The organism is Corynebacterium sp. MSK047 (assembly GCF_030232285.1).
GTDB classification, from domain to species: domain Bacteria; phylum Actinomycetota; class Actinomycetes; order Mycobacteriales; family Mycobacteriaceae; genus Corynebacterium; species Corynebacterium jeikeium_D.
The window spans coordinates 61,097-84,908 of sequence record NZ_JASPJI010000010.1; the positions used below are offsets into that span (position 1 = coordinate 61,097).

Annotated in this window: 18 protein-coding genes; 3 read left to right on the forward strand and 15 right to left on the reverse strand. The window is 60.1% G+C overall.

All coding sequences use genetic code 11. The features are described 5' to 3' along the window. Positions 1–184 precede the first annotated feature (184 nt). The 14 genes from QP981_RS05600 to eccCa all read right to left on the reverse strand — a co-directional run bounded on the left by QP981_RS05600 (position 185) and on the right by eccCa (position 17,817). Positions 185–1,240, reverse strand: a complete 1,056-nt coding sequence (locus QP981_RS05600) for a hydroxymethylglutaryl-coenzyme A reductase family protein (RefSeq protein WP_284857605.1) — start codon at positions 1,238–1,240, stop codon at positions 185–187. A 93-nt stretch (positions 1,241–1,333) separates the two neighbouring features. After that, the gene (locus QP981_RS05605) at positions 1,334–2,419 is read right to left on the reverse strand and encodes a phosphomevalonate kinase (RefSeq protein ID WP_284857604.1); all 1,086 of its coding nucleotides are present in this window, start codon (positions 2,417–2,419) and stop codon (positions 1,334–1,336) included. A 12-nt stretch (positions 2,420–2,431) separates the two neighbouring features. After that, a complete protein-coding gene (mvaD, locus tag QP981_RS05610; RefSeq protein ID WP_048731502.1) occupies positions 2,432–3,409 on the reverse strand; it encodes a diphosphomevalonate decarboxylase in 978 nt (325 codons plus the stop codon). Beyond that, a complete protein-coding gene (mvk, locus tag QP981_RS05615) occupies positions 3,406–4,431 on the reverse strand; it encodes a mevalonate kinase (RefSeq protein ID WP_101687816.1) in 1,026 nt (341 codons plus the stop codon). The genes mvaD and mvk overlap by 4 nt, the downstream gene beginning before the upstream one ends. Positions 4,432–4,435: 4 nt before the next feature. Continuing rightward, positions 4,436–5,092, reverse strand: a complete 657-nt coding sequence (gene idi / locus QP981_RS05620; protein ID WP_016422095.1) for an isopentenyl-diphosphate Delta-isomerase — start codon at positions 5,090–5,092, stop codon at positions 4,436–4,438. A 16-nt stretch (positions 5,093–5,108) separates the two neighbouring features. Next, entirely contained in the window at positions 5,109–6,452 is a 1,344-nt protein-coding gene (gene glmM / locus QP981_RS05625; RefSeq protein WP_016422094.1) for a phosphoglucosamine mutase, read from the reverse strand. A 102-nt stretch (positions 6,453–6,554) separates the two neighbouring features. Further along, a complete protein-coding gene (locus QP981_RS05630) occupies positions 6,555–8,243 on the reverse strand; it encodes a VanW family protein (protein WP_284857603.1) in 1,689 nt (562 codons plus the stop codon). A 43-nt stretch (positions 8,244–8,286) separates the two neighbouring features. Next, a complete protein-coding gene (locus QP981_RS05635; RefSeq protein ID WP_284857602.1) occupies positions 8,287–10,209 on the reverse strand; it encodes an acyltransferase family protein in 1,923 nt (640 codons plus the stop codon). Between the two features lie 219 nt (positions 10,210–10,428). Continuing rightward, positions 10,429–10,989 (reverse strand): 30S ribosomal protein S9, encoded by a 561-nt coding sequence (gene rpsI / locus QP981_RS05640; protein WP_016422091.1) that lies wholly within the window; start codon positions 10,987–10,989, stop codon positions 10,429–10,431. Beyond that, on the reverse strand, positions 10,986–11,429 hold the full coding sequence (gene rplM / locus QP981_RS05645; protein ID WP_005509852.1) for a 50S ribosomal protein L13: 444 nt from the start codon (positions 11,427–11,429) through the stop codon (positions 10,986–10,988). Before rplM ends, rpsI begins: the two co-directional genes overlap by 4 nt. A 319-nt stretch (positions 11,430–11,748) precedes the next feature. Then, positions 11,749–12,036 carry a WXG100 family type VII secretion target gene (locus QP981_RS05650; RefSeq protein ID WP_005509924.1) on the reverse strand — a complete coding sequence of 96 codons (288 nt, stop codon included), beginning with the start codon at positions 12,034–12,036 and terminating at the stop codon, positions 11,749–11,751. Positions 12,037–12,109: 73 nt separating this feature from the next. Beyond that, positions 12,110–12,436 (reverse strand): WXG100 family type VII secretion target, encoded by a 327-nt coding sequence (locus QP981_RS05655; RefSeq protein ID WP_005510029.1) that lies wholly within the window; start codon positions 12,434–12,436, stop codon positions 12,110–12,112. Positions 12,437–12,601: 165 nt separating this feature from the next. Further along, entirely contained in the window at positions 12,602–13,990 is a 1,389-nt protein-coding gene (locus QP981_RS05660; protein ID WP_070858119.1) for a type VII secretion-associated protein, read from the reverse strand. Then, positions 13,990–17,817 (reverse strand): type VII secretion protein EccCa, encoded by a 3,828-nt coding sequence (eccCa, locus tag QP981_RS05665; RefSeq protein WP_284857601.1) that lies wholly within the window; start codon positions 17,815–17,817, stop codon positions 13,990–13,992. Before eccCa ends, QP981_RS05660 begins: the two co-directional genes overlap by 1 nt. A gap of 193 nt (positions 17,818–18,010) precedes the next feature. On the opposite strand from eccCa, the gene eccD reads away from it, so the two are divergent. Both eccD and mycP read left to right on the forward strand, forming a co-directional pair. After that, positions 18,011–19,426 (forward strand): type VII secretion integral membrane protein EccD, encoded by a 1,416-nt coding sequence (gene eccD / locus QP981_RS05670; RefSeq protein ID WP_240593293.1) that lies wholly within the window; start codon positions 18,011–18,013, stop codon positions 19,424–19,426. Next, positions 19,423–20,679, forward strand: coding sequence for a type VII secretion-associated serine protease mycosin (gene mycP, locus QP981_RS05675; protein ID WP_070827583.1), 1,257 nt, complete (start codon positions 19,423–19,425; stop codon positions 20,677–20,679). Before eccD ends, mycP begins: the two co-directional genes overlap by 4 nt. Here mycP and eccB read toward each other — a convergent pair. Continuing rightward, complete coding sequence (gene eccB, locus QP981_RS05680; RefSeq protein ID WP_284857600.1) at positions 20,638–22,080, reverse strand: type VII secretion protein EccB; 1,443 nt, start codon at positions 22,078–22,080, stop codon at positions 20,638–20,640. The two genes, mycP and eccB, sit on opposite strands and share 42 nt — an antisense overlap. Before the next feature lie 114 nt (positions 22,081–22,194). Here eccB and QP981_RS05685 point away from each other — a divergent pair, with 114 nt between their 5' ends. Next, on the forward strand, positions 22,195–23,346 hold the full coding sequence (locus tag QP981_RS05685; protein WP_284857599.1) for a hypothetical protein: 1,152 nt from the start codon (positions 22,195–22,197) through the stop codon (positions 23,344–23,346). The last annotated feature ends 466 nt before the right edge of the window (positions 23,347–23,812 follow it).

Sequence of the window (23,812 nt, forward strand, 5' to 3'; positions counted from 1 at the left end):
AGATTTTTAAGAAATAACGGGCAACGAAACATCCCTATGTCATCAGAACGGCCATCAGAGCAGTCATCAGACCACGGGATATTTTGCCCACAAAATGTTAATTGCCTACTACAGAAATCTAGCGCGTTTACCTGAGATTTGTCTTAGGTTTTGCGAATTGTCGCAAACGACTATTCACAAAGCACTACTTCGCACGCTCGATAGAAACGTGCGCCTCCATCAGCTCACCCGGGTTCGTCTGTGCCGCGAGCAGGGAAAGCTCACCACACCAGACGATTGCCGCGCAGCACGCTGCTAGACGACGGGCATTCTCGCCCGGCTCACGGTCCTCCTTGCAGCCCAGCGCTGTGAGATTCTTCTCCACGAAGTCCAAGCCCTTGCCGTTGCCCACGGAACCGACGATCAAATGTGGCAGGGTGCAGCTAAAGCGCACGGAGCCGTCGTCAAGCGCCTCTACCTGCGTCAGCCCCTGCGAGCCTTCGACGATATTCGCAGCGTCCTGACCGGTAGCGAGGTAAAAGCCCAGCAGCATATTGGCGTAGTGCGCATTACCGCTGCGCAGTGAGCCCGCCATGATGGAGCCGACGAGGTTCTTGCGTTCGTTGAGCTCAGCCAGGCGCTTGGCGGTAGTGCGCAGACGCTCGCGGACAACCGGCTCCGGAATGACGGCCTCGGCGATCACGTACTTACCGCGGCCCAGAATGCCATTGACGGCGGAGGTCTTCTTATCGGTGCAGTAGTTGCCCGAGATGGAGCCATAGCCCAACTCTGGCATCTGCTCCATCAGGTAGGACATCAAACGCTCAGACGCCAGCGTGGCCATGTTGTGGCCCGAGGCGTCACCGGAGAAGAAGTCAAAGCGGACAAAGAGCAGACGCGATGCGATCTGGAAGTGAATATCTACCAGCTTGGCAAAACGCGAGGAGGACTCCACGACCTTCTTCAGCTCGTCATAACGAGACAGGATGTTGTCGCGCGCAACGACGGCATCAGCTGCCGAGTCGAGAGAGAAAACCACCGAGCGAGTCATCTTCTCGCCGACGAAAGTACAGGTAATACCACCTTCGATCATGCGGGAGACCTTCGCACCGCGACCACAAGACGGCCACAGCGGGGTCTCGTAAGTCGCCAGCGGAATCTTCACCTCGTCATTCATGACGTTGCCACTAATGCGCACCGGACCAATCCAGCTCAGTGGTACGTGTGCATATTCCAGGTCGTGCGAGCTCTTTTCAGCCATTGTCCTAAGCGACCCTTTCTAGCTGCATGCAGCTTCGGTTCCCAGCTTCTGTAAATTTCAGCTGTCTTAAATTCTACGGTCAAAAAACTGTGGTCAAAGTTGAGCGGCCAGCTTCAGCGGCAACGGCCGGATGCCAGCTGCTTGCCAGCGCGCGGTGATGTCCGCGGCAGTCTCCTCGGCATCGACACCATCTGAGACTCCCACCAGCGCGATTCCGCAGTCACCACCACCGGAGCCGCTGCTCTTGCCCGCGGCCCCCGCGCCATCGGCGATGTCGGCGAGCGCTTTCAGTTTCTCCGTCTCGATGCACACAGCACGCTCACGCTCATAGTCCTGCAGCAGCGTCCGATTCTCACGCAGGCAGGCAAACGCCGCGGTGTGGTCGCCGTCGGCAAGCGCCTGCCAGAGTCTTTCGCTTATCGACGAGACCCCGCGCACAAAATCACGGTCTGCGCCACCGGCCTTCTTCAACTGCGAGTCCGTCTTCACCGGACTGCCCGTCCAGCCGACCAACAGTTGTAGCCCACCGAGGTCGGCACGGGCGTCAATGCGAAGATTCGGCCACGGTGCCGCCACGGCAGCGACAGGATCAGCCGCCACGAGCTCTGCGAGCGCCGTCGGATTCGGCCGGCGATAGAGCACCACCCCGCCGTGCGCGGAGCACGCGATATCGCCGCCGGAACCAGCTGCACCAGCCAGAAGCGTGGCCACCATCGCAATCTTGTACACATCCAGCGAATCCAGCTCCAGACCTAGGTGCGTCCCCAGCGCACGAGTCACAGCCACAGCGACAGCCCCGGAGGACCCCAGGCCATACTTCGCACCGCTGTCGGCGTCATCGAGGTCTGATTCAATGACGATATTTATGGGACGCTCTGGGGTGTTTTCCAGCTCGCCCGCAGCAATGCGATAGACCAGGGAAATCGTATGGGTAGCGATGTCATCTGGTGCATCGATATCAATGACGCGCCCCTGCGGACCGTAATAGCTGGAGTACACGCGAGAGACCGGCTGCGATGGGTCGGCACCGTGGCACCGAACCGTCACATAGCGGTTAACTCCTGCGATGACGGCCAGCCCCTCGACATCCATCACCGCATACTCACCGGTGAGGTACAGCTTGCCGCAGCCACGGCCGATGGACCCACCTTCGATAGGTCCGCCTTTAGCGTTGCTCAACTACTCCCCCAGCTACACCAGGTATGCGCCAGGGCCGGAGCCGGAAACCAGCACGTCAATATCCTCGAACTCTGCGCGGAAACGATCCGCGATGGTCTCGGCATCGCCGCTGCGGCACAGCACCTTCACGTTCGGGCCGGCATCCATGGTCGCGTAGCACTCGGTGCCCTCGTCACGCAGCGTAGCGACGAGATCGAGAGCCGCCACCGAATCCGGATTCCAGTACCGCACCGGAGGAAGAGCCCCCAGCATAGTGGCGTGCATGCGCATGGCATTGGCCTCGGCAAGCTCGCCGACCGCAGTGAAGTCCGCAGCGGCAATGGCGGCCTTCATGTCCTCGATATCACGGGGCACCTGCTCCACCCAGGCCGGGAAGAACGGTGATGTCTCGACCGTGCGACGCATGGCGGCACGGCTGTCAATCTTCTTGCGCCCCGGGGCCAAAACCGCCACGACCAGGGAGAGGTCCAGGCCGGAATCCGGCAGAGCCACTGCGTGGCTGGAAGCATCGTCATCGCCGGGCAGCCACTCAACGAGGCCGCCGAAAATAGAGCGACAGGCCGAGCCCGAACCGCGACGGGCCAGAGCCGAGAGCTGTTCCGGGGTGTAGTCCAGGCCGTAGGCCTTCGCCGCGGCCAGCGCGAGAGCGCCAAAACCCGACGCGGACGAAGCCAGACCCGCACCCGTCGGAATCTCGTTGGTGCTGGTCACCTCTGCGAAGCTAGTGCTGCCCGCACGCTCGCGGACCAAATCCAAAAACTTCTGGACACGGGAGAGGTCCTTGCCCACCATCTCCTGGCCGTTCAGAGTGCCCGAGTCGGCGGTGACGCTGGGATCGTCGATAAGCGACACCGTGGTCGTCGTCGGAGCGATGCCCAGAGTAAGGGACAGCGAACCTGTGGCCGGTAGCTGCACGGCCTCATCGCGCTTGCCCCAGTATTTAATCAGGGCGATGTTGGGATGAGCGACGGCGGTAGCGGTCGTGGTCACGAGGGATTTACCTCCACAGTCCAAGTAGCAACGGCATTGGCGCCCATCATGGCATGGCTAATCAGTTCCGCGTGATCGGCGGACTCTGCCAGCGCCATCACACAGCCACCGCAACCGGCACCAGTGAGCTTTGCCCCGTGGGCACCTGCCAGACGCGCGGCAGTGACGAGATCGGTGATGGACTCATGCCCAACACCTAGTTCCTCTAGCGCTTCCTGCGCCGAGTCCATGCGATGTCCCAGTCGGGCAAAATCGCCCTTGGCCAGGTTGTGCACCGCGCCATCGGCCAGCTGCCCCAAGTGGTCCAACAACTCTTGGCCGTGGACTCGATGGGAATCGACGAAACCACGCACGCGGGCAACGGCCAGCGACGTCGAACCACGCACACCGGTATCCCCCAGCACCAGCCACATCTTCTTGGCCACCTTCAGCGGATGGAACTCACCCTGCTTGAAGTAAACCGGACGCGATGCGCGGGCAACCGTGGCATCCAGGCCAGAGGGGTTACCGTGCGCCAGACGCTCAGCTTCCTGCACCAGGTCAAAGCGCTGACGCTCGGTCAGAGTGCCATCGGCGAGGTCACGCACTGCGTCGATAAGCGCATGTGCCACTGCGGCAGAACCACCCAGCCCTGCGGCGGGCGGGATACCAGAGCGGAGACGAACCAGCAGGTCGCGTTCGGGAATACCGAAGGTGCGCAGGCCAGCGCGGAGTGCAGCGGCGATAGAGGCAAAGCGCTCCGGCAGCTCATCGATGTCAATGACCTCGCCGTCCATGGAAAACAGGACTGGAGAATCCTCCACGCGGTCAATCCACGCCATCGTGCGCAGCGACGTCACCGGCAGTGCGATAGCCGGCTTGCCGTAGACGACAGAGTGCTCGCCCAACAAAATCGACTTGGCATGGCCTTCACCGAATGCGGCACCCTGTTCATTGGCCAGGGCATAGAACTCCCCGGTCTCCAATTCCTCGGACTTGTCGAGGCCGAAGTCGTCGACGCTGGCGTTTTCTACGCTGGTCACGAAGCTACACATCCTTTTCCGAAACCGACTGCGCGGCAGCCTGCGCCTCCGCTGGGCCATGGATACCCGGCACACCCGCAATGTCGAAACCGTACTTGGAGAACTTCTCCGCCCCAACACCCCAGACGTGGTTAAACCACTCCGTCATCGGTTCGTTCGCACGACGTTCTGCGAGTTCCTGCGGAGTCACGTACACCACTTCATCGACCTCATCGGGGTTGATATCCACCGACTTCGGATCGACGATGCCGGCGTACACGTGGTTGTACTCGTGCTCCGCCAGTCCCGAACGATCATCGATGACCTGGTAGATAACGATGCCGATTTCCTCCAACTGAGAGACATCCGCACCGAGCTCTTCCTTCGCACGACGCTCAACGGCATCGGCCACCGGCTCTCCCGGCAGCGGGTGCGAGCAGGTCGCATTCGTCAGCAGCAGTGGTGAGTGATACTTCGACTCCGCACGGCGCTGCAGCAGCATGCGTCCCTGCTCATCGAAGAGGAAAAGAGAAAAAGCACGGTGCAAAATTCCCGGTGGAACGTGTGCTTCAAGCTTGCCGACGGTACCGAGAACCCGACCGTCACGATCGACTACCTCTACCTGGATGTCGGCTTCACCCGGGGCAAAGCGGGCTTTAATGTCCTCTGGCGCATCATTCATTTCCACACTCCTGACTCTAGACTGCGGCCACAACCGCAGCTAACTCCCCGGCAATCTTGCGGGCCGATTCCGCATCGGCGGCCTCCACCATGACGCGGAAGAGCTCCTCGGTGCCGGACGGGCGCAACAACACGCGACCGGTGGAACCCAGCTTCTCCTCGGCTGCATCGATGGCGGCCTTGACCTCATCAGACTCCAGAATTGCGGCCTTGTTGGACACCGGCACGTTGATAAGAGTCTGCGGCAGCACCTTCATTACGGAGGCCAGCTCAGCCAGAGACTTACCGGTGCGTGCCATCCGCGCCATGAGGTACAGACCCGTGAGGGTGCCGTCACCAGTGGTGGCATGATCCGGAATAACCACGTGCCCCGACTGCTCACCGCCGAGCGAGTAACCGCCAGCGTTCAAATCAGCCAGCACATAGCGGTCGCCGACCTTGGTGGTACGCAGGGCGATATCGTTTTCCTCCATCGCCAGCTTGAGGCCGAGGTTACTCATCACAGTGGCCACCAGCGTGTTGTGGTGCAGTAGCCCCTCTTCCTTCATGGCGACGGCCAGGATGGCCATGATTTGGTCACCATCGACGATGTTGCCCTGCGAGTCCACAGCCAGGCAGCGGTCGGCATCGCCATCGTGAGCCAGACCCAGATCCGCGCCGTGCTCCAGCACTGCCGCGCGCAAAACCTCAATGTGGGTGGAACCGCAGTTGTCGTTGATGTTGTAGGAGTTCGGCTTGTCGTGAATAGCGACGACGTCGGCACCGGCGGCCGCGTACGCCATCGGGGCGGCCTGCGAAGCAGCACCATTTGCACAATCCACCACGACACGAATGCCGTCGAGCTTGGTGCTGACCGCACGGGAGAGGTGGAACAGGTAGCGGTCGAGCCCGTCTGGGGCCTCCTCGATGACACGACCCACTCCGGTGCCCGTGGGGCCGGTCTCCGGCAGGTTGTGGAGAGCGTGTTCGATTTCCTTCTCCACCGCGTCGTCAAGCTTGGTGCCGCCCGCGGCGAAGAACTTGATGCCGTTGTCCGGCATGGGGTTGTGAGAAGCCGAAATCATCACACCCATGTCGGCACCGTAGTCGTCGGTGAGGAAAGCGACAGCCGGAGTGGGCAGCACGCCGACACGCAAAACGTCGACGCCCTGGGAAGCCATGCCGGCAGACAGCGCTGCGGCGAGCATCTCACCGGAGACACGCGGATCGCGGCCAACAATGGCCAGGGGACGACGCCCCGACGGATTCGTACCGCTAGTCAGCACAGTGGCCGCAGCAGCACCCAGCCGCATTGCCAGCGGTGCGGTCAGAGTCTTATTCGCCAAACCGCGGACGCCATCAGTTCCGAAAAGACGTGCCATTGTTGCTAGACCACTCCTTGGGGGTTTTATGAGTTTTGGTATCGCGGACTATTGCATTGTCAATGCTGTATTACTTTAGCCGGTCGCGCAGGCGAATCCAGACTAGCCACAGGACACAATTGGCTGCGGGTCATAAACCGTAGTCTGAGTTTCACGCGAAATTTCCGCGCCCGAGAGGTCCCGAATGACGCGTGTATCGGAAGTGGTGAAGCCCTGCGCACCCGACGACGGCTGGCAAGAGCTGCCACTGACCTGCATACGCTGTGGTTGCGTGTATGCCCAACGGCCACCATTGATGGACTCAACGTTGACCTTCTTCACACCCTTGATGCGCACAGTGACGTCGGAACCAGTAGTAACGGCCTCGATGAGAATCGGAGTGTCGGAACTGTTCTTAAACGCTAGGTCGATTGCGCCCTCGTACACCGTCGCCTCACGGCCGGCCGGGTAACGCGAAATGTAGTAACTGTGCGGGGTGTGCGCGACATCCTCCATGCCCGCAAAGTACGAAGCATTGTACAAAGTGGTGGCGAACTGGCTAATGCCACCGCCGACAGCCTTATCCGCATGGCCGTTGAGGATGATGCCCGACTCGACAAAACCCTGCGCAGTACCGCGCGGACCCGTGTAGCCGTTCAGGCTGAATGTATCGCCCGGCGCCACGAATGCGCCGTTGACCATCTGCGACACCAGGGCAATGTTTGTGCCCGATGCCGAGCTGAAGCCACCGGTGGTGAACTCACCAATGACATCATCGAAGGTGGCACTTTCCGCTTGTTCGGTGGTGTAGGTGGCGGGCTTGTCCTCGTAGACCGCATCGAACTCGCGCTTATCCGTCGAAGTCACACGCTCGGCGAAGTCCTTCATAGTTTCATCCCACTTCACGGCTACGCCATCAACCGAGGGGACCACTTCACGCGAACCACCGCTGAAGCGTATCGACGCATTGCGCTTATCAACCTCGGAAGCAGCCAGCCCCTCCTCGAGGATCTCGCGTGCGCGGTCGACATTAATATCGGCGGCCAATCCACCGTCGCGCGGCACAAAGCTGATGATTTCAGCCATGCGCTCCGGCGGAATTACACCATCTTTGCCATCACGGCCCTTGGCAACAATGGGGCCCGACACCGCATCGGCTGCCTCTCCCTCAGCTGCCTCACGAACCTGATCCTCACCAATAGCCGGGTCGTGCGCGGTGGTCTCCACATCGATACCCTCCGGCGACAACCACTTAGCGGCCAAATCCCCGCTGACCGCATTGCGGTCGACATCTTGGCCGATGACCGGTGGAGTTGTTTCCACGCGGCCGTCGACAAGCTTGACCTCACCATCGACGGGAGCAATAGTCAGTTCGCCGACGAGACGGTCGACCTGCGGCTCGAACTTAGAGTTATCGACATCGCTGACCAAATCCAGCTCACGGGTAGTAAAGAAACTGCGCACCCAGGTAACTGGGTTTGCCGTCTGCTTGCCCGCCTGCGCGACAGTCTTCTCCCAGTCGATGCTCAGCCCCGCCTCCTCGGGCAGAACCTCCGCCGTGCGTTCGCCGGCACGAAACGCCACTGGATGAGTGGAAAGATCACCGAGCTGCTCTTCGAGCTTCGCCTCAGCGTGATTCGCGCTCAGCGTGCTGATGTCAATCCCCGCAACGGTAGACCCGCGCGGGACATGGTCCTTGTTCAGCACGTAATCGACAGCGTAAAACACACCGAAGAGCGCGAAGATACCGAGGACGATGCCGAGGAAAATCTTTAATCCACGGTGACTGGAGGAAGACTTTTGTTTGGCCACAGCCACTTACTTTACCGTGGAAACACTACTAACTAGATTTTTATTAGATTCCGCAGGTGTCCGGAATGCGTTTCTTGTTCTTCGCATACTGCTGGAAAGCATCGACCACGGCATTGGCATAGACCTCGGCGCCATCGGGGGTCGGGTGGATAAGGTCCGCGCGCAGCTTGGACAAATCATCACGCACACCATGGCACCAGTCAGCCACATAGACATTGTCGCGCTTCTTTGCCGCGTCGAGGACTTCCCTCTCCGACTGCGACATCCACACACGATCACCGTACGGGTTGATTAGGACAATGATGCGGTCTTCACCCAGCGAATCGAGGATCTCATCCAACAGGTGTTCGTCCGATGCCGCAGCCGACTGATTGATACCAAGACCCAGCACGACGAATGGATCGAGCGTACCCGCCGCCTTCATACTGGCGATAATCTCCGGCGCGGCCGGATAACCACGGGAAACTGCCGCATCGATGTAGATGCCGGGCAGCTTCTCCTCCAACGCGGACGCCGAGGCGAGCATCACAGAGTCGCCGATAGCAGTGATCTGGTCACCACGCGGCATAACGCGCTTGGCCAACTCGGCTTCCTCCGCCTTCTGTGCCTGTGCACGGCGCTCAGCTGCCTCCTGTAGCTGTGCCTCCAAACGCGTCATCTTCGGCGCCGTGGCCATCCCTGCCACTGCACCAACCACGACGACCAACGCCAGCACTGCTGCAACGCGCGGCTTCCAAGAACCGGCGTACTGCGTGCCCGAAAACTGCGACATCCAACGGCGGTAGCCCATCCGGCGAATTGGGGATTCCACATTCTTGTACGACCAGTTCGCCAAAAGCAGCGCCAGCGCAATACCTGCAAAGGCAGCGAGTTTCTCATACTGCATCGCCTCATTGCGCTCCAGCAGTTCACGGATGAGCACGATGACCGGCCAGTGCCACAGGTACAGCGAGAAAGAAATCTTTCCCAGCCAGCACAGTGGCTTGAACTCAAAAATCTGACGCACGGGTGAAACACCGCGAACGACAAGATAGAGAATCGCCGCCGACAGCAACGACGCGAACACCAACCCACCGCGGTAAGTCGCCGACGCGGTATCTGACATCATCAGCAAAACCAACGACAGGAAAATCAGCGGCAGCGAGGCCACTACGAAAGCCTGGGCAGAACTGCCAAAGAAATCCCGCAGCAAGGGTTCTGTGCGTGGCCAGGAGTCCGCCTCCGCGCGTGACGACGTCGACGTCAACCACAATGCGAGGGCCGCACCAAACAGGAGACCAAAGGCGTGAGTATCGGTGCCGTAGTAGACCCGCGTGGGGTCAACCTTCGGATCGTAGAGTGACACCATCCACACGAAAGAAGCAACCGCGCCAATGCCCGCCACTGCTGCCAGCTTGCGAGATGCCAGCTTCAGCGCGAGAAGAGCCACAAAGATTAGTGGCCAGAGCAAGTAGAACTGCTCCTCTACCGACAGTGACCAGTAGTGGGCTAGCAGCTGCACACCAGAATCCGCGAAATAGGACTGAGAGCCCGCAATCTGCGTCCAGTTATTGACGAAAAAGACCGTGCCGAGAAACTGCGTCGACAATCCAACAGCGGGATCCCCGCCGACCAGACCTGCGACGGCGATGGAAATAAACAACACAAACATCGCAGCCGGAGCGATGCGGCGCAGTCGACGGAGCCAGAAGTCCTTTAGATCGATGCGCCCAGTGACCGCGCGTTCGCGCACCAGAAGCGAGGTGATGAGAAATCCGGAGAGCACGAAGAAGATATCCACACCGATGTAGCCACCGGGCAGCACATTATCGAAGTAGTGGTAGATCACCACTGTGGCAACGGCCAGACCGCGCAGCCCATCAATGCCTGGTACGCGTCGAATGCGGAAGGGATGCTTCGCCACCGACGACGAGCTAGAGGAGCTCTTCGTGTCGGAGGTCTTGGTGGCTGTGGTGCTCACCGCCATACGATTTCCTTCTTCCCATCGCACTGCAATCGCACTTTCATCGCACTGCAATCGCACCGCGATAAACGATTCTCGTGGCAGTTTTTAACGGATAAAAGTCTAACGTACGGGGCTTGTCCCAAAAATGCAGCCATGCCTGGTCACTGCGGACTTTAACCAAAAAAGCACCTCGGCTTGCGTGTAATACGCAAACTGAGGTGCTTTTCGAAGCAGTAAAGCTTAACGCTTGGAGTACTGCGGTGCGCGACGGGCCTTGTGCAGACCAGCCTTCTTGCGCTCGACAGCACGAGCGTCGCGGGTGAGGAAGCCAGCCTTCTTGAGAACGCTGCGCTCCTCCGGGTTGAACTCGTTCAAGGCACGAGCGATAGCCAGGCGCAGAGCACCGGCCTGACCGGACGGGCCACCACCGTTGATGTTGGCCTTGATGTCGAACTGGCTCTCGCGCTCGACCAGGACCAACGGATCCTTGATCTCCTGCTGGTGCAGCTTGTTCGGGAAGTAATCCTCGAGCTCGCGGCCGTTGCAGACAATCTTGCCGGAACCAGCGGTCAGAACGACGCGGGCGACAGCGCGCTTACGACGACCGACAGTCTGAATCGGACGATCCAGGGTCAGCGGTGCAGCCGGAGCAGCCTCAGCCTCGGTCTCAGTAGCAACTGCGTCGCCGATGGAAGAGGTGAACTCTTCCGTGGCAGCAGCAGCGGCAGCCTGAACATCATCGTAGGAAGCCTCGGTGGCCTCTACGTTCTGGTTCTCATTGACGTCCTGTGGGTTGGTCACTGTGCCACCGCCTTGATCTCGTAGTTTTCAGGCTTCTGACCGGCGAACGGGTGCTCGGAACCGGCGAAGACGTGCAGCTTCTTGATGGACGCACGCGAAAGCTTGTTGTGCGGCATCATGCCCTCAATAGCCTCAGCGATAACACGCTCCGGGTGAACCTCGAGGGAACGACCCAGGGTCATCGACTTCAGGCCGCCCGGGAAGCCCGAGTGGCGGTAGCGCATCTCACGTTCCCGCTTGTTCGAGGAGACGTGCACCTTATCGGCGTTGATGATGATGACGTGGTCACCGCAGTCGACGTTAGGGGCGAAGTAAGCCTTGCCCTTACCGCGCAGCAAGTCTGCGGCGTGAGTAGCCAGACGGCCGAGAACAACGTCGGTAGCGTCGATGACGTACCACTTGCGCTCGATGTCACCGTCCTTCGGATGGAAAGTAGACAACATGACTCCTTTTAGGGTCCGTGTAGATTTGCCAGCCACCGTGCACACTGTTGTTATTCCCCGGCGGCCGGTGGAGACCCGAGGCAACATTCACGTGTGCGCACACAGTTTGACTACTCTACCTTGAGATGGCGCTAGAACAAAAAATGCCAAAGCCAGTCTCAGCCGCAAACTGCTGAGACTGGCCTTCCCCCCCCCTGGAGTGCTGCTAGCAAGAATACTTCAAAGGCAGATACCTAACTGAAGATCTCAATTGAGCAATGTCCTCCCCTCCCCCGGTTACATAGCTCAATCAAAAGTGCCTCAATCAGGAACCAAGCTATCCCCAGCTAGCTGCCGCGCGGCGGTTAATATCCGCCATTCGCTGGCTACCTGCGCTGACCGTATCCGCGATAGTCGTGAGAATCATATTGAGCTCCTCCGCTGCTGTGTCCCATTCACGCTGAGCCTCCTGGTAAGAATCCGACGATTCACCCTCCCACGTAGAGACCATCGGCGCGATGCGCTTCTTCAAATCTCCGAGCAGCCCGTTGATGGTGCCAGAAGTGGACCGAATGTCATCGGCAGCACCGTCGATGCCGCCAAAACTGTACCTAATTGGTTGCATTAAGAACCCTTTCCCCAAAAGGTGATGTGTGTTGTGTGATTCAGTGTTGTAATTGTGCGATCCGACAAAACGTTTAGAGGTTCAGCAACGACGCACCCGCTGCTGCCACCTGCTTGAACGACGACGCCCCCTCGTCCTCGCCCGCATCGAAGCTGCTGGAATTTGCGCGAATGTTGTCCGCGATATCCGTCAGCGCATTGGATAGACGCATAGCTGCGTCATCCCAACGAAGCATCAGATCATCGAAGCTGTCTTTAGCCTGGCCCTTCCATTCCCCCGCCAGACCGTCCACGACGCCTCGAATGCGACCCAGCTCGCCCTGTACTTCCGAGTTGACGCCATCGACGTCCCCCGCGGTAGTGGTCATTTGATCTGATTCGGCTGCAAATAGGTTTGCCACTGTTTCCCCCTTATTCGTGTTGAGTGACTGATTAACGACGGCATTTTTACCTCCCCGCGCGAGCCAGCCAGCTTCCCGCGTTAAAAACCCGTCATATTGTTTGGCGCGAAAAACCCCGATTCGGTTCCATTTTGGTTTTCCAACCTTTACCCCTGCCTACCCCCGTTACGGCACCGGCCGAGCGCTTACTACTGCCTGGTCGCATACGGGCCGTACCGGCGCAATAGTCCTTCCTCTGAACTGGCACCCCACACTGACTTGAGTTCCGTACATCACTTTGTGATGCCAGAGCACTATCGAATTACCTGACGGCAGCCGCTCCTCTACGACTACGACATCGGTGCCCAGTACTTGTCTGCGTTCCGGCGCGGACTTTGTCTCATCCCCGGCAACGGAGCTGCTCAAAGCGGCGGCTAGATGTTCAAGCGCCATGTCCTGCGAAAGCGGGCTAGCGAGCACCAAGACGCGCATATCTCCGCCATCCACCGCAATCAGACGGTCTAACGGACTTGCCGAGTCAAGCTCCCACCCGCCGGGAAACCGAGCTTCCACGCCCGCATTGGTCAGTTTGACTATTGGAGCAGAATCGGGAACTGGTTTCGATGTGGATGGAGGCGTAGTTACAGGAGGCGTAGTTACAGGAGGAGCCTGTGCGTGCGATGTCTCACGCTGCTTCTGTCTCCCTTCGTTCTCCCTAACTATGCCGCCACTAATGAGCCATGCAGCAATCCCAACAATCAGAACCACCACCGTCAACAAACCAACGGCAGCTACTGACACAACTGTGCTTTGATTCGACGCTGAGCTGACTTCTGCCCTGGCTGCAGGACGCCGCCCCGCGAAATCCTCCGACGGCTCCACTTCACCGGCTTCAGCGTCGCCGATGTTTTTCAACCAGGCCGGATTTACGCACTCCCCGAGCCGCGATGCTGGGCAGTCGAAGACTAAAAATCCACGGTCGCGCAGACGATCGACTAGTAGAGCTCGCCGCGGGTTCGCTAGCCCGGGTGGAACTTCGCCGACGATGAACTCAATATCCTCCTGCCAGCGGGGCGGATACTCAGTGATACCGCGCCCACCACTAACTTCCACATCATCGGGTATCCCCTGGGGCGCATCCGGATACATGGTCAGCTGATAAGCCAGCGCAATGACTGTTTCCACCAATGGTGCGCTGTCGTTCGCTCCGACCAAATGTGTCATCCGACTGGCAATGTGGCCCCCGCTCAGACGAGTGACACAGACACGCGTTTCCTCTACTTCCACCAACACGCTATGAGACACAGTTGCCTCATCGAGTTCCACAACGGCGTCGGCAAGCGTCAGGATGTACGGATTGAGTTCGGTAGCCAATAGCGCGGAGGCCAGCCGGCACTGTCGCACAGCACCCCAATAGCTGGGCACAATGACTGTTTGCATGCTCTCGAGAAGCGGTCTAGGGCCATGCACCGCCAGTTCTGCGGTGTCTGCAGGTGCCGCGAGTCCCCACAGGTGCCAGGTGCCGTGGCGCAGCGTCGGGGTCTGGGTGGTGGAAGAAGATTCGACCCGAATCATCAACTGTCCTCCTGGTCACCAGCGGTATCCAACCACCCCAACTGCACAACCTGAGGACTCTGGCCGTGCGCCACCCAATAGCCACGGCCCGGCGGCTGCTCGCAGGGCTTTACGCCGAGGATGGGGCCGTCGTCGCGTGTGCCGTCCATGACAAAGACGCTGGCACCCTGGTCCTTAACCGCACCCATGACCGGGTCGTGGAGGGATCGCAACGCCCCGCTGATTCGACGGGCAAAAAAGATATTGAGCCCAATGTCGGCGGCGTGAGCGATGACTTCTGCCAGCGGCTGCAAGGGGTTACCCCGCGAGCCGGCCACGAGGTCATAGTCGTCCACGATGACATTGATGGTTGGACCACTCCACCAATTTCGGGCCTTCAACTGCGCTGGGGTGATATCCGGTTGCGGGAGACGGGCCTTCAGTACCTCTGCCAGCTCTGCCAGCATGGGTGTCGCCACCGCAGCCGAGCCCGCATAGCCGGCCAGCCGCTCTTGGGGCACGGCCTCCATTAGCCCACGGCGGTAGTCAATTACGACGAATTTCGAGGACGACTGCGAGTACCGCAACTGGTGAACGATGCCCCTCAGCGCGGCGGTTCTGCCGCTGCCTGCCGAACCGAATATCAGTAGGTGACGATCCTTTTCTGGGTGGAATATCACCGCGCCCAGACCGGCTTCTTCGAGCCCCACTGCAATCGCACCTCTCGTCGCGGCCGCTGGTCGTGGCAAACGCGCAATATCAATCCGCCGCGGCAACAACTGGAGCTTTGGTGCCTGCTCACCGTGCGGCGCTGTCTCTGCAATCCGCTTAGCGTCTGCAACGCCGGTGAGAGCTACCAGCATCGCAAACCCGCCCGGCGCGACTCCGCGTCCTGGGCTCTCCGGCACCAGCTCTGCTGCCTTACGGTCAATCATTGAATCCATCGACTCCGCCTGCCGCAGCTCAATCCGCGTACCAATCAGGTCGCGAACGGCAGGTCTCATGTCCGTCCAGCGATAGGCCGTGAGCAGGACATGAATTCCCACCGCCAATCCATCTGCAACCAGCGCCTGCACATCGTCGCTCAGCGCCGGAAACTCCGTTTTGAACGCACCCCAGCCGTCAATGACCAACACCGAATCCGGCTGTCCTGCCGCCCGTGCTGCTTCCGGAGAGAGCCATCCATTAGTGCGAAAGAGCTGTTCCCGACGACTTACCTCACGACGCAAAAAACCAATCGTACGGCGAATAAGCTCCTCGTCTCCGCGGTGTGCAACCGACGCGACATGCGGCAACTCAGCCAGGTCGCTCAAGCCGCCCGCACCACAGTCGACGATATAAAAATGCAGGTCACGAGCGCTGATGCCGTCGGCAAGCGCGAGGATCGCTGTGCGTGCGGCAGTGGTCTTTCCTGACCGCGGCGCTCCGACGATTGCCACGTGCCCACCGGTCGTGCGCAGGTCAATACGCAGTGGGTCCTGACGCTGAAACAGCGGCTTGTCCACCAGTCCAATCACACCGGTCAACCGCTGTCGCGGCAGCTGCTCGTCGGGCTGGAGCTCGATGGCCTCCGGTAATGGTGGCAGCCACACGAGATGCGCACGTGTCGGTACGTGCGAGACCGCTGCCACCACGGCACCGAGCACCGTCTGCTCCGATGTCTGCACAGGCGGATCCACCATTCCACCATCGCTTGACGACGCACCGAAAGCCTCCCGCGTCCAATTTTCAGCGGTAAATTCAGCGACAGCGGCGACCTGGCCCTGCAGCCCCTGCTCTGCCCCAGCCGCCGCACCGTCAACAGGCTGCGGACGGACCACCGGGCCGGAAACATACGCCGACCGAAAACGCACCGGCTCGGCGGCAGCAGATTTGATATACCCAATGCCCGGGATGGCCGGCAGATGATAGGCGTCCGGAACACCTAGCACGCTGCGGGACTCCGCGACGGAAAAGGTCTTCAACCCAATACGATAGGAAAGATGGCTTTCCAACCCGCGCAAGCGGCCTTCCTCCAGACGCTGACTGGCCAGCAGCAAATGCATGTGCAAACTACGCCCCAACCGACCAATCGCAACGAAGAGCTCAGCAAACTCCGGGCGTGCGGAGAGCAGCTCCGAAAACTCATCCACCACAATCAGCAACGCAGGCATGGGTGGCGCATCTATCTGCCCAGCGCGTCGGGCTTGCTCATAATCGCTGACACCGGCAAAATTCCCCGCAGCGCGTAGCTGCTCTTGACGCCGCGTCATCTCACCCCGCAGTGCGTCTTCCATGCGGTTGACCAGGATAAGCTCCTGCTCCAAGTTGGTAATCACCGCCGAAACATGAGGCAATTGATCCAGGCCCAGAAACGTCGCCCCGCCCTTGAAGTCCACCAGCACAAAGTTCAACTGATCCGGACTGTGCGTGGCTGCGAGCCCTACCACGGTCGTTCGGAGGAATTCCGACTTACCCGATCCTGTGGCGCCAACGCACAAACCGTGTGGCCCCATGCCGCCCTCGGCACTCTCCTTAAAATCCAGATAGACCGGCGCGCCGCTGTCATCAGCCCCCACAGGAATTCGCAGACGCGCACTGCCGTAGCGCGGTCGGTAGCGCAGAGTTGTCGGAGGCGGATAGAGCCCGAGCTCCTCCATCACCGGATCTTCCGAGGTCTTAACGGAATCATCTGCGCTTGTTGGTACTTCAAAACGCGCCAAGCTCCGCCCAAGCACCTCCGCTTCTGCTGGACTCAGCTGATCAGGTACGCCAATCTCCTCCCGTCCGGACGCGGTTTCCGCATGCACAGCAGTAGTGGAAACAACCAGCGCGATGCCATGGTGAACCGCTGCCTCCCACAACGTTGACTGCGCTTCCACGACGGTCAGTAGTACTACCGAGGTCTCCGACCCCGCCGCGTCAAAAATCGGTGTCAGTTCAGTGACATCGTGCTGTCCGTTCGAATCCGCCAGCACAATCAGCACTGCAGCTGGCAGTGTGTCGATAGCCGTGAGCAGCTCAGTCAGCTGCACACACGTCGCCGCCCGCAACCGCGCTGGGCCACAGGCATCAGTAACTGCGGGGTGTCCGTGGTGTGGCGTCCATTTCAGCCATTCCCACTCATCTCCCACAACTGCAATCAGGCAATCCTCCGGATGATGCAGCGCAGCAGCTTGGGCGACCATCGCTCGAGCCAGCCCCTGCGCCGCGGTATCTCCAGTGAGCGCGATGATCTCAAAGGCTGACACATCTATGGCAAAGGGCACGCCCTCAACCTGACGAGCCGATCGAATAACTTCCCGCAGTGCTACGGCGGAAACCGGATCCAGTTTCTCCGGCGCCGGAATTGCCGGTGGTGTTACGGGCGTTGCGGGCTGCTGCGTTGCCACCCCGATGCGCAGCTGCAAGAAATCCGGGTCCCCCTTTCGGCGTTCGCACGCCCGCCCCATCGCCCCCAGCTGCCACAGAGTTCCAGGCCGAGGGTGGATAAACTGCGCCGATTCACGCTGCATCCTCGCTGCTTTCGCCACCGCGCGGCGAATACTGGACAAATGCCTCTGATAGTCCTTCCGCACCGGTGCCATGTCCTTATTTCCCGCCCCGCCCGACACCATCATGCCCACAGTGGAAAACACCATCATCAGCGGAAACATAAACGACATCGGGTTACGTCCCATCCCAGAGACAAACATCAACACCACCATGCCAACCACTGCCACGACCATGATTAACGGCATGAGTGCACGCATCAGCGGCACCGGCTGTGGCTCCGGCGCTTCCGGTGGCGCATCCGGCGCGATTGTGCCTGTCATAGGCTGCGGCCCCGCTTTTCGGGTAGCCGAAATCTCCGCCTGTGCACTAGTCACAAAAATCCCCCCGCTATGTGTCGCCCCTTGTGTTCACTCGACGGCCAATCCCCCGACCAATCGGTGTACGCATAGCTTAAAACACACTCCGGATTCTCGCAGCGCATGACCGAAACTGATAGCGGGGGCACGCGCAGTTACTACTCCGAGTAGCGCTCTAGCGAGTTGTACGACACTCTAGAGGGACTAAAGCATGCAGAATTCATGGGGGAAATACATGCTGGGGGAACTCATTCGCGTGCGCATTGATGCCGCACACATGCCCGAAGACACCAACCGAGCACACGCAGACCTTGCGTTACCGACCAACGTCGCAATCGCCGCACTTGTACCGGATATCCTGCAAATTTTCGATATCGACATTGCGGACTTCCCGCTGGCACAGTGGCAGCTACGGACCGCCACTGGCACGATTTTGCTTGCCGACGACACCCTGAACGATGCCGGTATTGCACCAGGCGAACGCCTGGTTGTTATCAACGACCCAGGTCCCGTGCCCAAACCTCGACTCTTCGATGCCGCCGATGCTATTACCGACACCACCTATACCGACGGTATCGGGACGGCTGATTTGGTTGTTGGCTGTACCGCCGCCCTCGTGGCCACGGCTTCAATCGCAGCTGCCTCACTGAGCTTGAGCAGTACCGATTCCACACTGGCCGCGGCAATCAGCTTCATCGCGCTGCTGGCAGTAGCGGGTGGACTGCGCCTGGCTCTGTTGCGTAGCGCAAAACCGGCGATTGTCATGTCCCTGGAGCTGCAAGTGCTCATTCTGGGCACCGCTTCGGGACTCTGCTTCGTTGGCCTCGACCTACACCGCATACTCACCGACTGGCCGCCGACTGCTGCGATTAGTGTCGCGCTTGCCGTCATCGGTTTGATTTTTCTCATTTCCAACACCGGCGACGGCGACAACCGCATCACCGTTACCCTGGGCGCGACGAGTCTCAGTGCTGCAGTTACCTTCGGTATTTACGCTGCGGCTGTCGCACTTTTCCACAACTCGGTTCAATCAGGAGCGCTCACCGCTACTAGTGCAGTCATCCTGATACTGCTGGCACCTTCCATCGCTATCAAGGCTGCCGGTATTCGCGTACCCAAAGTCCCTGCCGCCGGCGAGAGCTTCGATGACAGCGAAACTCCCGAAATATCCCACAACGCACCTAAGCGAGCGGGGTGGATTCTCGATGGCATCCTCTGCAGTGGCACCGGAAGTCTCAGCATCTTCACCCTGGTGGTACTTTTCTCCGGAGCCTATGCGAACAAGTGGTGGCCTCTAGGCATGGCTGCTGCTGTCATAGTCTTTTGTGCAATTCACTCCCGTGGCCAAGCCCGGAAAGTAGCTTCCACCTGTACTGCTTTAGCTGGTCTTGCCGTCATTGTGGCCGTCGCCTTTCAACAGTGGTTCGAGGGCAATTGGCCAGTCGCCGCTGGCCTGGTCGTCCCCATGCTTGCAGCCACCGCCTTAGCCGCATTTCCCGCGTCACGCATCTCACCTACAACGCGCCGCATAGCTGAGCTAACCGAGGCCTGCAGTATCGCCGTTATTTTGCCCATTGCGGCCATCATTGCCGAATTCCCTGAGTTCGTAAGTGGGTTCTTCCAGTGAAAAACCCACTTTTCATGAATGCCATAAAAACTCGTCTCACCGCCACGGCCGCACTTTCCACAGTGCTTATCTCGACGTTGACGGCGGCCACCGCAGTAGCACCGTCGGGCATCGCACCAATAGCGGCTGCCCAGAACAGCCAGGACTGCGTGGCCACGATGCTGTCGTCGGAAAGCGCACTGCATGAACCGACGGTGATCGAAAAAGCTCTTCGGTTTCGCCAAGCATGGCAACTGACGACGGGTGCGGGGATTACGGTGGCGGTAATCGATACCGGGGTCTCACCCAATGAGCGCCTGGGCGAGGTTCTCGACGGTGGCGATTTTGTCGACGGCAACAGCGGGTTCGTAGACTGCGACGGTCACGGAACTCTAGTAGCCGGCATTATTGCAGGTCGGCCCGGCGCCGATGGTTTCGCCGGACTGGCGCCCGACGCGCACGTGTTGTCGATAAGGCAAACGGCCGATGGCGAAGGCAATTTGGAGTCGCTGGCACAAGCTATCGACAGGGCCGTCGCGGAGGGCGCGCGGGTCATCAATATCTCGCTCACATCGTGTGCCCCGGCAGGCGTAATGCCCCAAGGTGCAACGGATGTTGCCGAGAGCGTCGCTCGCGCGGAAATCTCGGGCGCAGTAGTGGTCGCAGCGGCAGGCAATAAGGGCGATAGCTGTCAGGACGGATCCGTAGCGTGGCCCGCAGTCCTGCCGGAGGTAATCGCAGTATCAGCAGTACAGTTCGACGATGCTGGCCAAGCACAACCCGCGGAGTATGCAATCACAGGACAATGGGTCAATGTTTCCGCTCCCGGCGGCCCCGTACTCGGCCCCGATCCGCGCACCCCTACCGGTCTCATAGACCGCCACGTGTTCGGGTCCGGGGATAACACCCGAGCTCAACAGATTGCCGGCACCAGCTTTGCCACACCAGCCGTGTCGGGCACAGCTGCCCTACTGCTGGCACGAAACCCAGAGCTTTCCCCAGCACAGGTTCGCGACATCATCCTTAATTCCGCGAGCCCAATTAGTTCCGGGCTCGGCCTTGGTCGCGGCATCATTGCACCTTATGACGCTCTGATTTGGACCACGGTGGACACTGCCGCGCAGCACGACGCCAATCCCGCGGCCGCACCGGCTCCACCGGATCTGCTTTCTTCGCAGGAGCGCAATGCACCGCTCCGGGCGACTGGACTGCTCCTGATATGCGCACTGGGCCTAGGTGCCTGGCTGCTCTCGCGCCCCAGACAGCGGCCCTAGCGCCGCCTGCTTACTCAGCTCAGGGCCTCCGCGCAACGCGGCCAGCACTTCCCAGTCCACTGGTCGCGTGCCACCGCTATCGGCATTGGTTGATGCATTAAACCCGAGGGCGGCCAACGTCGTGCGATCGTGCACAGCAAAGCGCATCCCCTCTGGCGAAATGACGTGTACGGCCCCATTTACGCTTACTGCAATCGAGCTGCGCTCACGGCTGCGACCATCCACGAAACCGTCGACGGCCGCACCCGAACCGTCGGCATGCGGGTAATCCACGTGCCGCCCCTCCGGAGCATGCTGCGACCACTGCACGAGAGCTTGCGGCCGTCCTGCTATCCGGCCGGCACACAACCAGCCATCAGCATCGGCAAACGTCAGCGGCTTTTCAGGTAGCCCCGGGACTGCTGGCGCATTCGCAACGGGAACTGCCGCCAGCTGCCCCTCACTGGCCTGCAGAACTGGGCTATGCGCAGCTAATAGCTCTCCTAGCACCGGGGAGAGAACCGCGGCACCGTCGTCAAGCACGATAACGCGCCGCTGCCCGACCTCAACCACATTGCCGACTGTGTCGAATGGAGCGGCGAAGTGCGTGGGTGCGCCGCGGTTCGGGATTGCTGGCGCGGCCAGAATCGGAACCTCCGGAATCGTTCTGAGCAACGCAGGGCTGACAGGCCGGACTGCGGCGCGTTCCAACCCCAGCGCTCGAGAAACAGCGGCGTGCTCCGGGTGGTTGACATCCAGCCGCGAGCGGTAGCCCTGCGTAATCAGCCAGAGGTTTTGGCCATCGGCAACGACGGCACTGTCCGAGTGGGTTCGGGTAAGCTGCTGCGGTTCCCCCCGTACTTCTTCAAGACGCGCAAGTGACTCTGCAACAATCCACGGTTGCCCGAGGTCTTGGACCGTCCGCTCGCACAGAGACAGTGCCAACTCCGGCGCACCTGCACTGCCCCTCTTGGCAGCTCCCGAGGCACCAGAGCCTGCCGGCGCGGCCGGAACTGCTGGTGCGCCCTCAATCCCGACAGCAAAACTGATGTCCTCTTTGTCCAACTCACTACTGCGCACCCGTTTCGGCTCAACAGGATTGCCCAAAATTAACCGCGCCGACGCGAGATTCGCGACTGGATGCAATCGACCATTGACACGTACATGCAGGCCCTCCGACCCCGATACGACGATCAGCTGCTCATTGGAGCTAGAACCGCCCTGCGGCCGCACCAACGACAGCACCGCAGTGCCGGCGGCCAGTAAAACCACCAGCGCACAGCCGATAAACAGTGCTCGCGTTCGCGTGCGCAAAGGGTCGTGCAGCATTCGCGAATCCGCACGCACAAGCGCATGCTCAATCCGACGAATCAAGAATCGATGACCGCTGACCTGGCTAGGCGTAGTCGGCGTACGTGGCATGAGTTTCCCCCAAAACTATTCCCCCAAATAATCTCTACCCTGCAGAGTAAGCCAGGCCGCGCTACTGTGCGACCAGGGGAATTTTAGTGGGGAACATATTGGGGGGATTTTCACATGCCATTGTCATTGTGGCTGCTCATTACAGCAATAACCATCACTGCAGGCGCGCATGTCCCTGTGCGCGGCCGCAGCCTTCGCGACCGCCTGCGACGCACCGAACCAGGACAACTCATCGGGCTACGTCTCACGCCAGGCCTGCGCAGCCAGCTAAGCGCTGCGGATATCGTCTCGCTTGCCGACGACAGCCCAGTGACCCTGGATGCGCTGTGCTTTTATCACATTGCGCCGGAAGTCCGCGGAGAGCATGCGCACCGCTACTTCCGAGCAGCCGAGCGCTCCGGCACAGCCCCTGAACCCTGGACACATCTGGTGGCAACTCTTCCGGTGGAAGCCTCCGCTGACAAAGCCCTACGCTTCCTCATCCACCGGCTGGGAACCCTTGGTATTCGCGCACGGCGATTGACGGCACCGGAATGTGCTCTGACTGAGAGCTCTGCGGAGGTCGTGCAGCTACGCCGCACTGGACGCTCTCATCATGTGGCGGCGTTGGGACGCAAACCGCACCTGTGGTTAAGCCGACAACGTGACATCGCTATCACTAATGGTCCGGCGCAGGTCATAGGGGCCGGGAGCAGCGGACAAACCATCACAATGTGTCCCGCGAACCTCCCCCGATTGGAGGTCGACTGCGGCAATCAGGACATTTGTGAGCTGCTCATCGGAATGCTCTCGCTCGGCTATCGAGTCGGAATTCGCACGTCCCGTCCACATTTCTATACTGTGGCTCTTGATTTGGGCGCAGTACTTCTCGCTCGAGCTGGAGACGACACCGTCGATGTGGTTGTTGTCGAAGAGTATGAGCCCGACCTGTGTACTGGAATCGCCAGAATCATCGAGGTCAGTCGTGGAGGTTCCCCCACGGAAGCAGCGGAAATGCCAGCTTCGTGCCCTCGACTGGCGATGGGCGAATTCACCTGGACGCTATCTACCGCCCGCACTACCGATGAATTGCAGCCACTAGCTATGCGGGCAACTAGCGGTTCAGTCCCGGAATCAACGCACCCAAATCTGGCAGACCGCCCGGCGCCTGGGAGCCGTCAGGCTCACCCTGTTGCGCCGGGTCATTCGGAGCGCCATTTTCTTGGCCACCCGGCTGACCGCCTGCTGCAGGAGGCACATCCTCCTTCGGCATCTGTGCACCAGTGACATTGCCATTGTCGATAGTGGCAGCGCCCGCTGGTCCCGAGCACTCCAGAGTCGACGGGCCATAGGCCGCACAGTTGTAACCGAATGCGCTCAACTGAGAATTCGCTGGCAGCGTCTTCATCTCACCCGCCGGCGGGAACGTCAGGACCTCGTAAGTAACTCCCCCCGGGTTCCAGGACACAGCATTGGCGGGAACCTTGTTTCCCGTGCCGTCATCGACCATCGGAGGATTGGCAAGATTCACCTGGCAGGCCAAGTAGGCGTCACCGCTCAGATCGTTGAGGAAGCAACGTGTCGTGCCATCCTCCAACTGAAAGAGTCGAGTATTTGGGCCGTCCGCCGGGGTGTAATCCGCATCATTGACCTGGGTGATTGCAGGAGTTTCCGTCGGCGTCTCTGATTCTGTCGGTGTCGTCGACTCCTCAGTCGGCTTCGGCGGAGTCGAGGATTTAGTCTTTGCGGAAGA

Coding starts and splice junctions, on each gene's coding strand:
- idi (WP_016422095.1), bottom strand. CDS start 5,092: ATGAATGATGCGCCAGAGGACATTAAAGCCCGCTTTGCCCCGGGTGAA.
- QP981_RS05650 (WP_005509924.1), bottom strand. CDS start 12,036: ATGCAACCAATTAGGTACAGTTTTGGCGGCATCGACGGTGCTGCCGAT.
- eccD (WP_240593293.1), top strand. CDS start 18,011: ATGCAGAATTCATGGGGGAAATACATGCTGGGGGAACTCATTCGCGTG.
- QP981_RS05600 (WP_284857605.1), bottom strand. CDS start 1,240: ATGGCTGAAAAGAGCTCGCACGACCTGGAATATGCACACGTACCACTG.
- glmM (WP_016422094.1), bottom strand. CDS start 6,452: ATGGCACGTCTTTTCGGAACTGATGGCGTCCGCGGTTTGGCGAATAAG.
- eccB (WP_284857600.1), bottom strand. CDS start 22,080: ATGCCACGTACGCCGACTACGCCTAGCCAGGTCAGCGGTCATCGATTC.
- QP981_RS05685 (WP_284857599.1), top strand. CDS start 22,195: ATGCCATTGTCATTGTGGCTGCTCATTACAGCAATAACCATCACTGCA.
- QP981_RS05660 (WP_070858119.1), bottom strand. CDS start 13,990: ATGATTCGGGTCGAATCTTCTTCCACCACCCAGACCCCGACGCTGCGC.
- QP981_RS05635 (WP_284857602.1), bottom strand. CDS start 10,209: ATGGCGGTGAGCACCACAGCCACCAAGACCTCCGACACGAAGAGCTCC.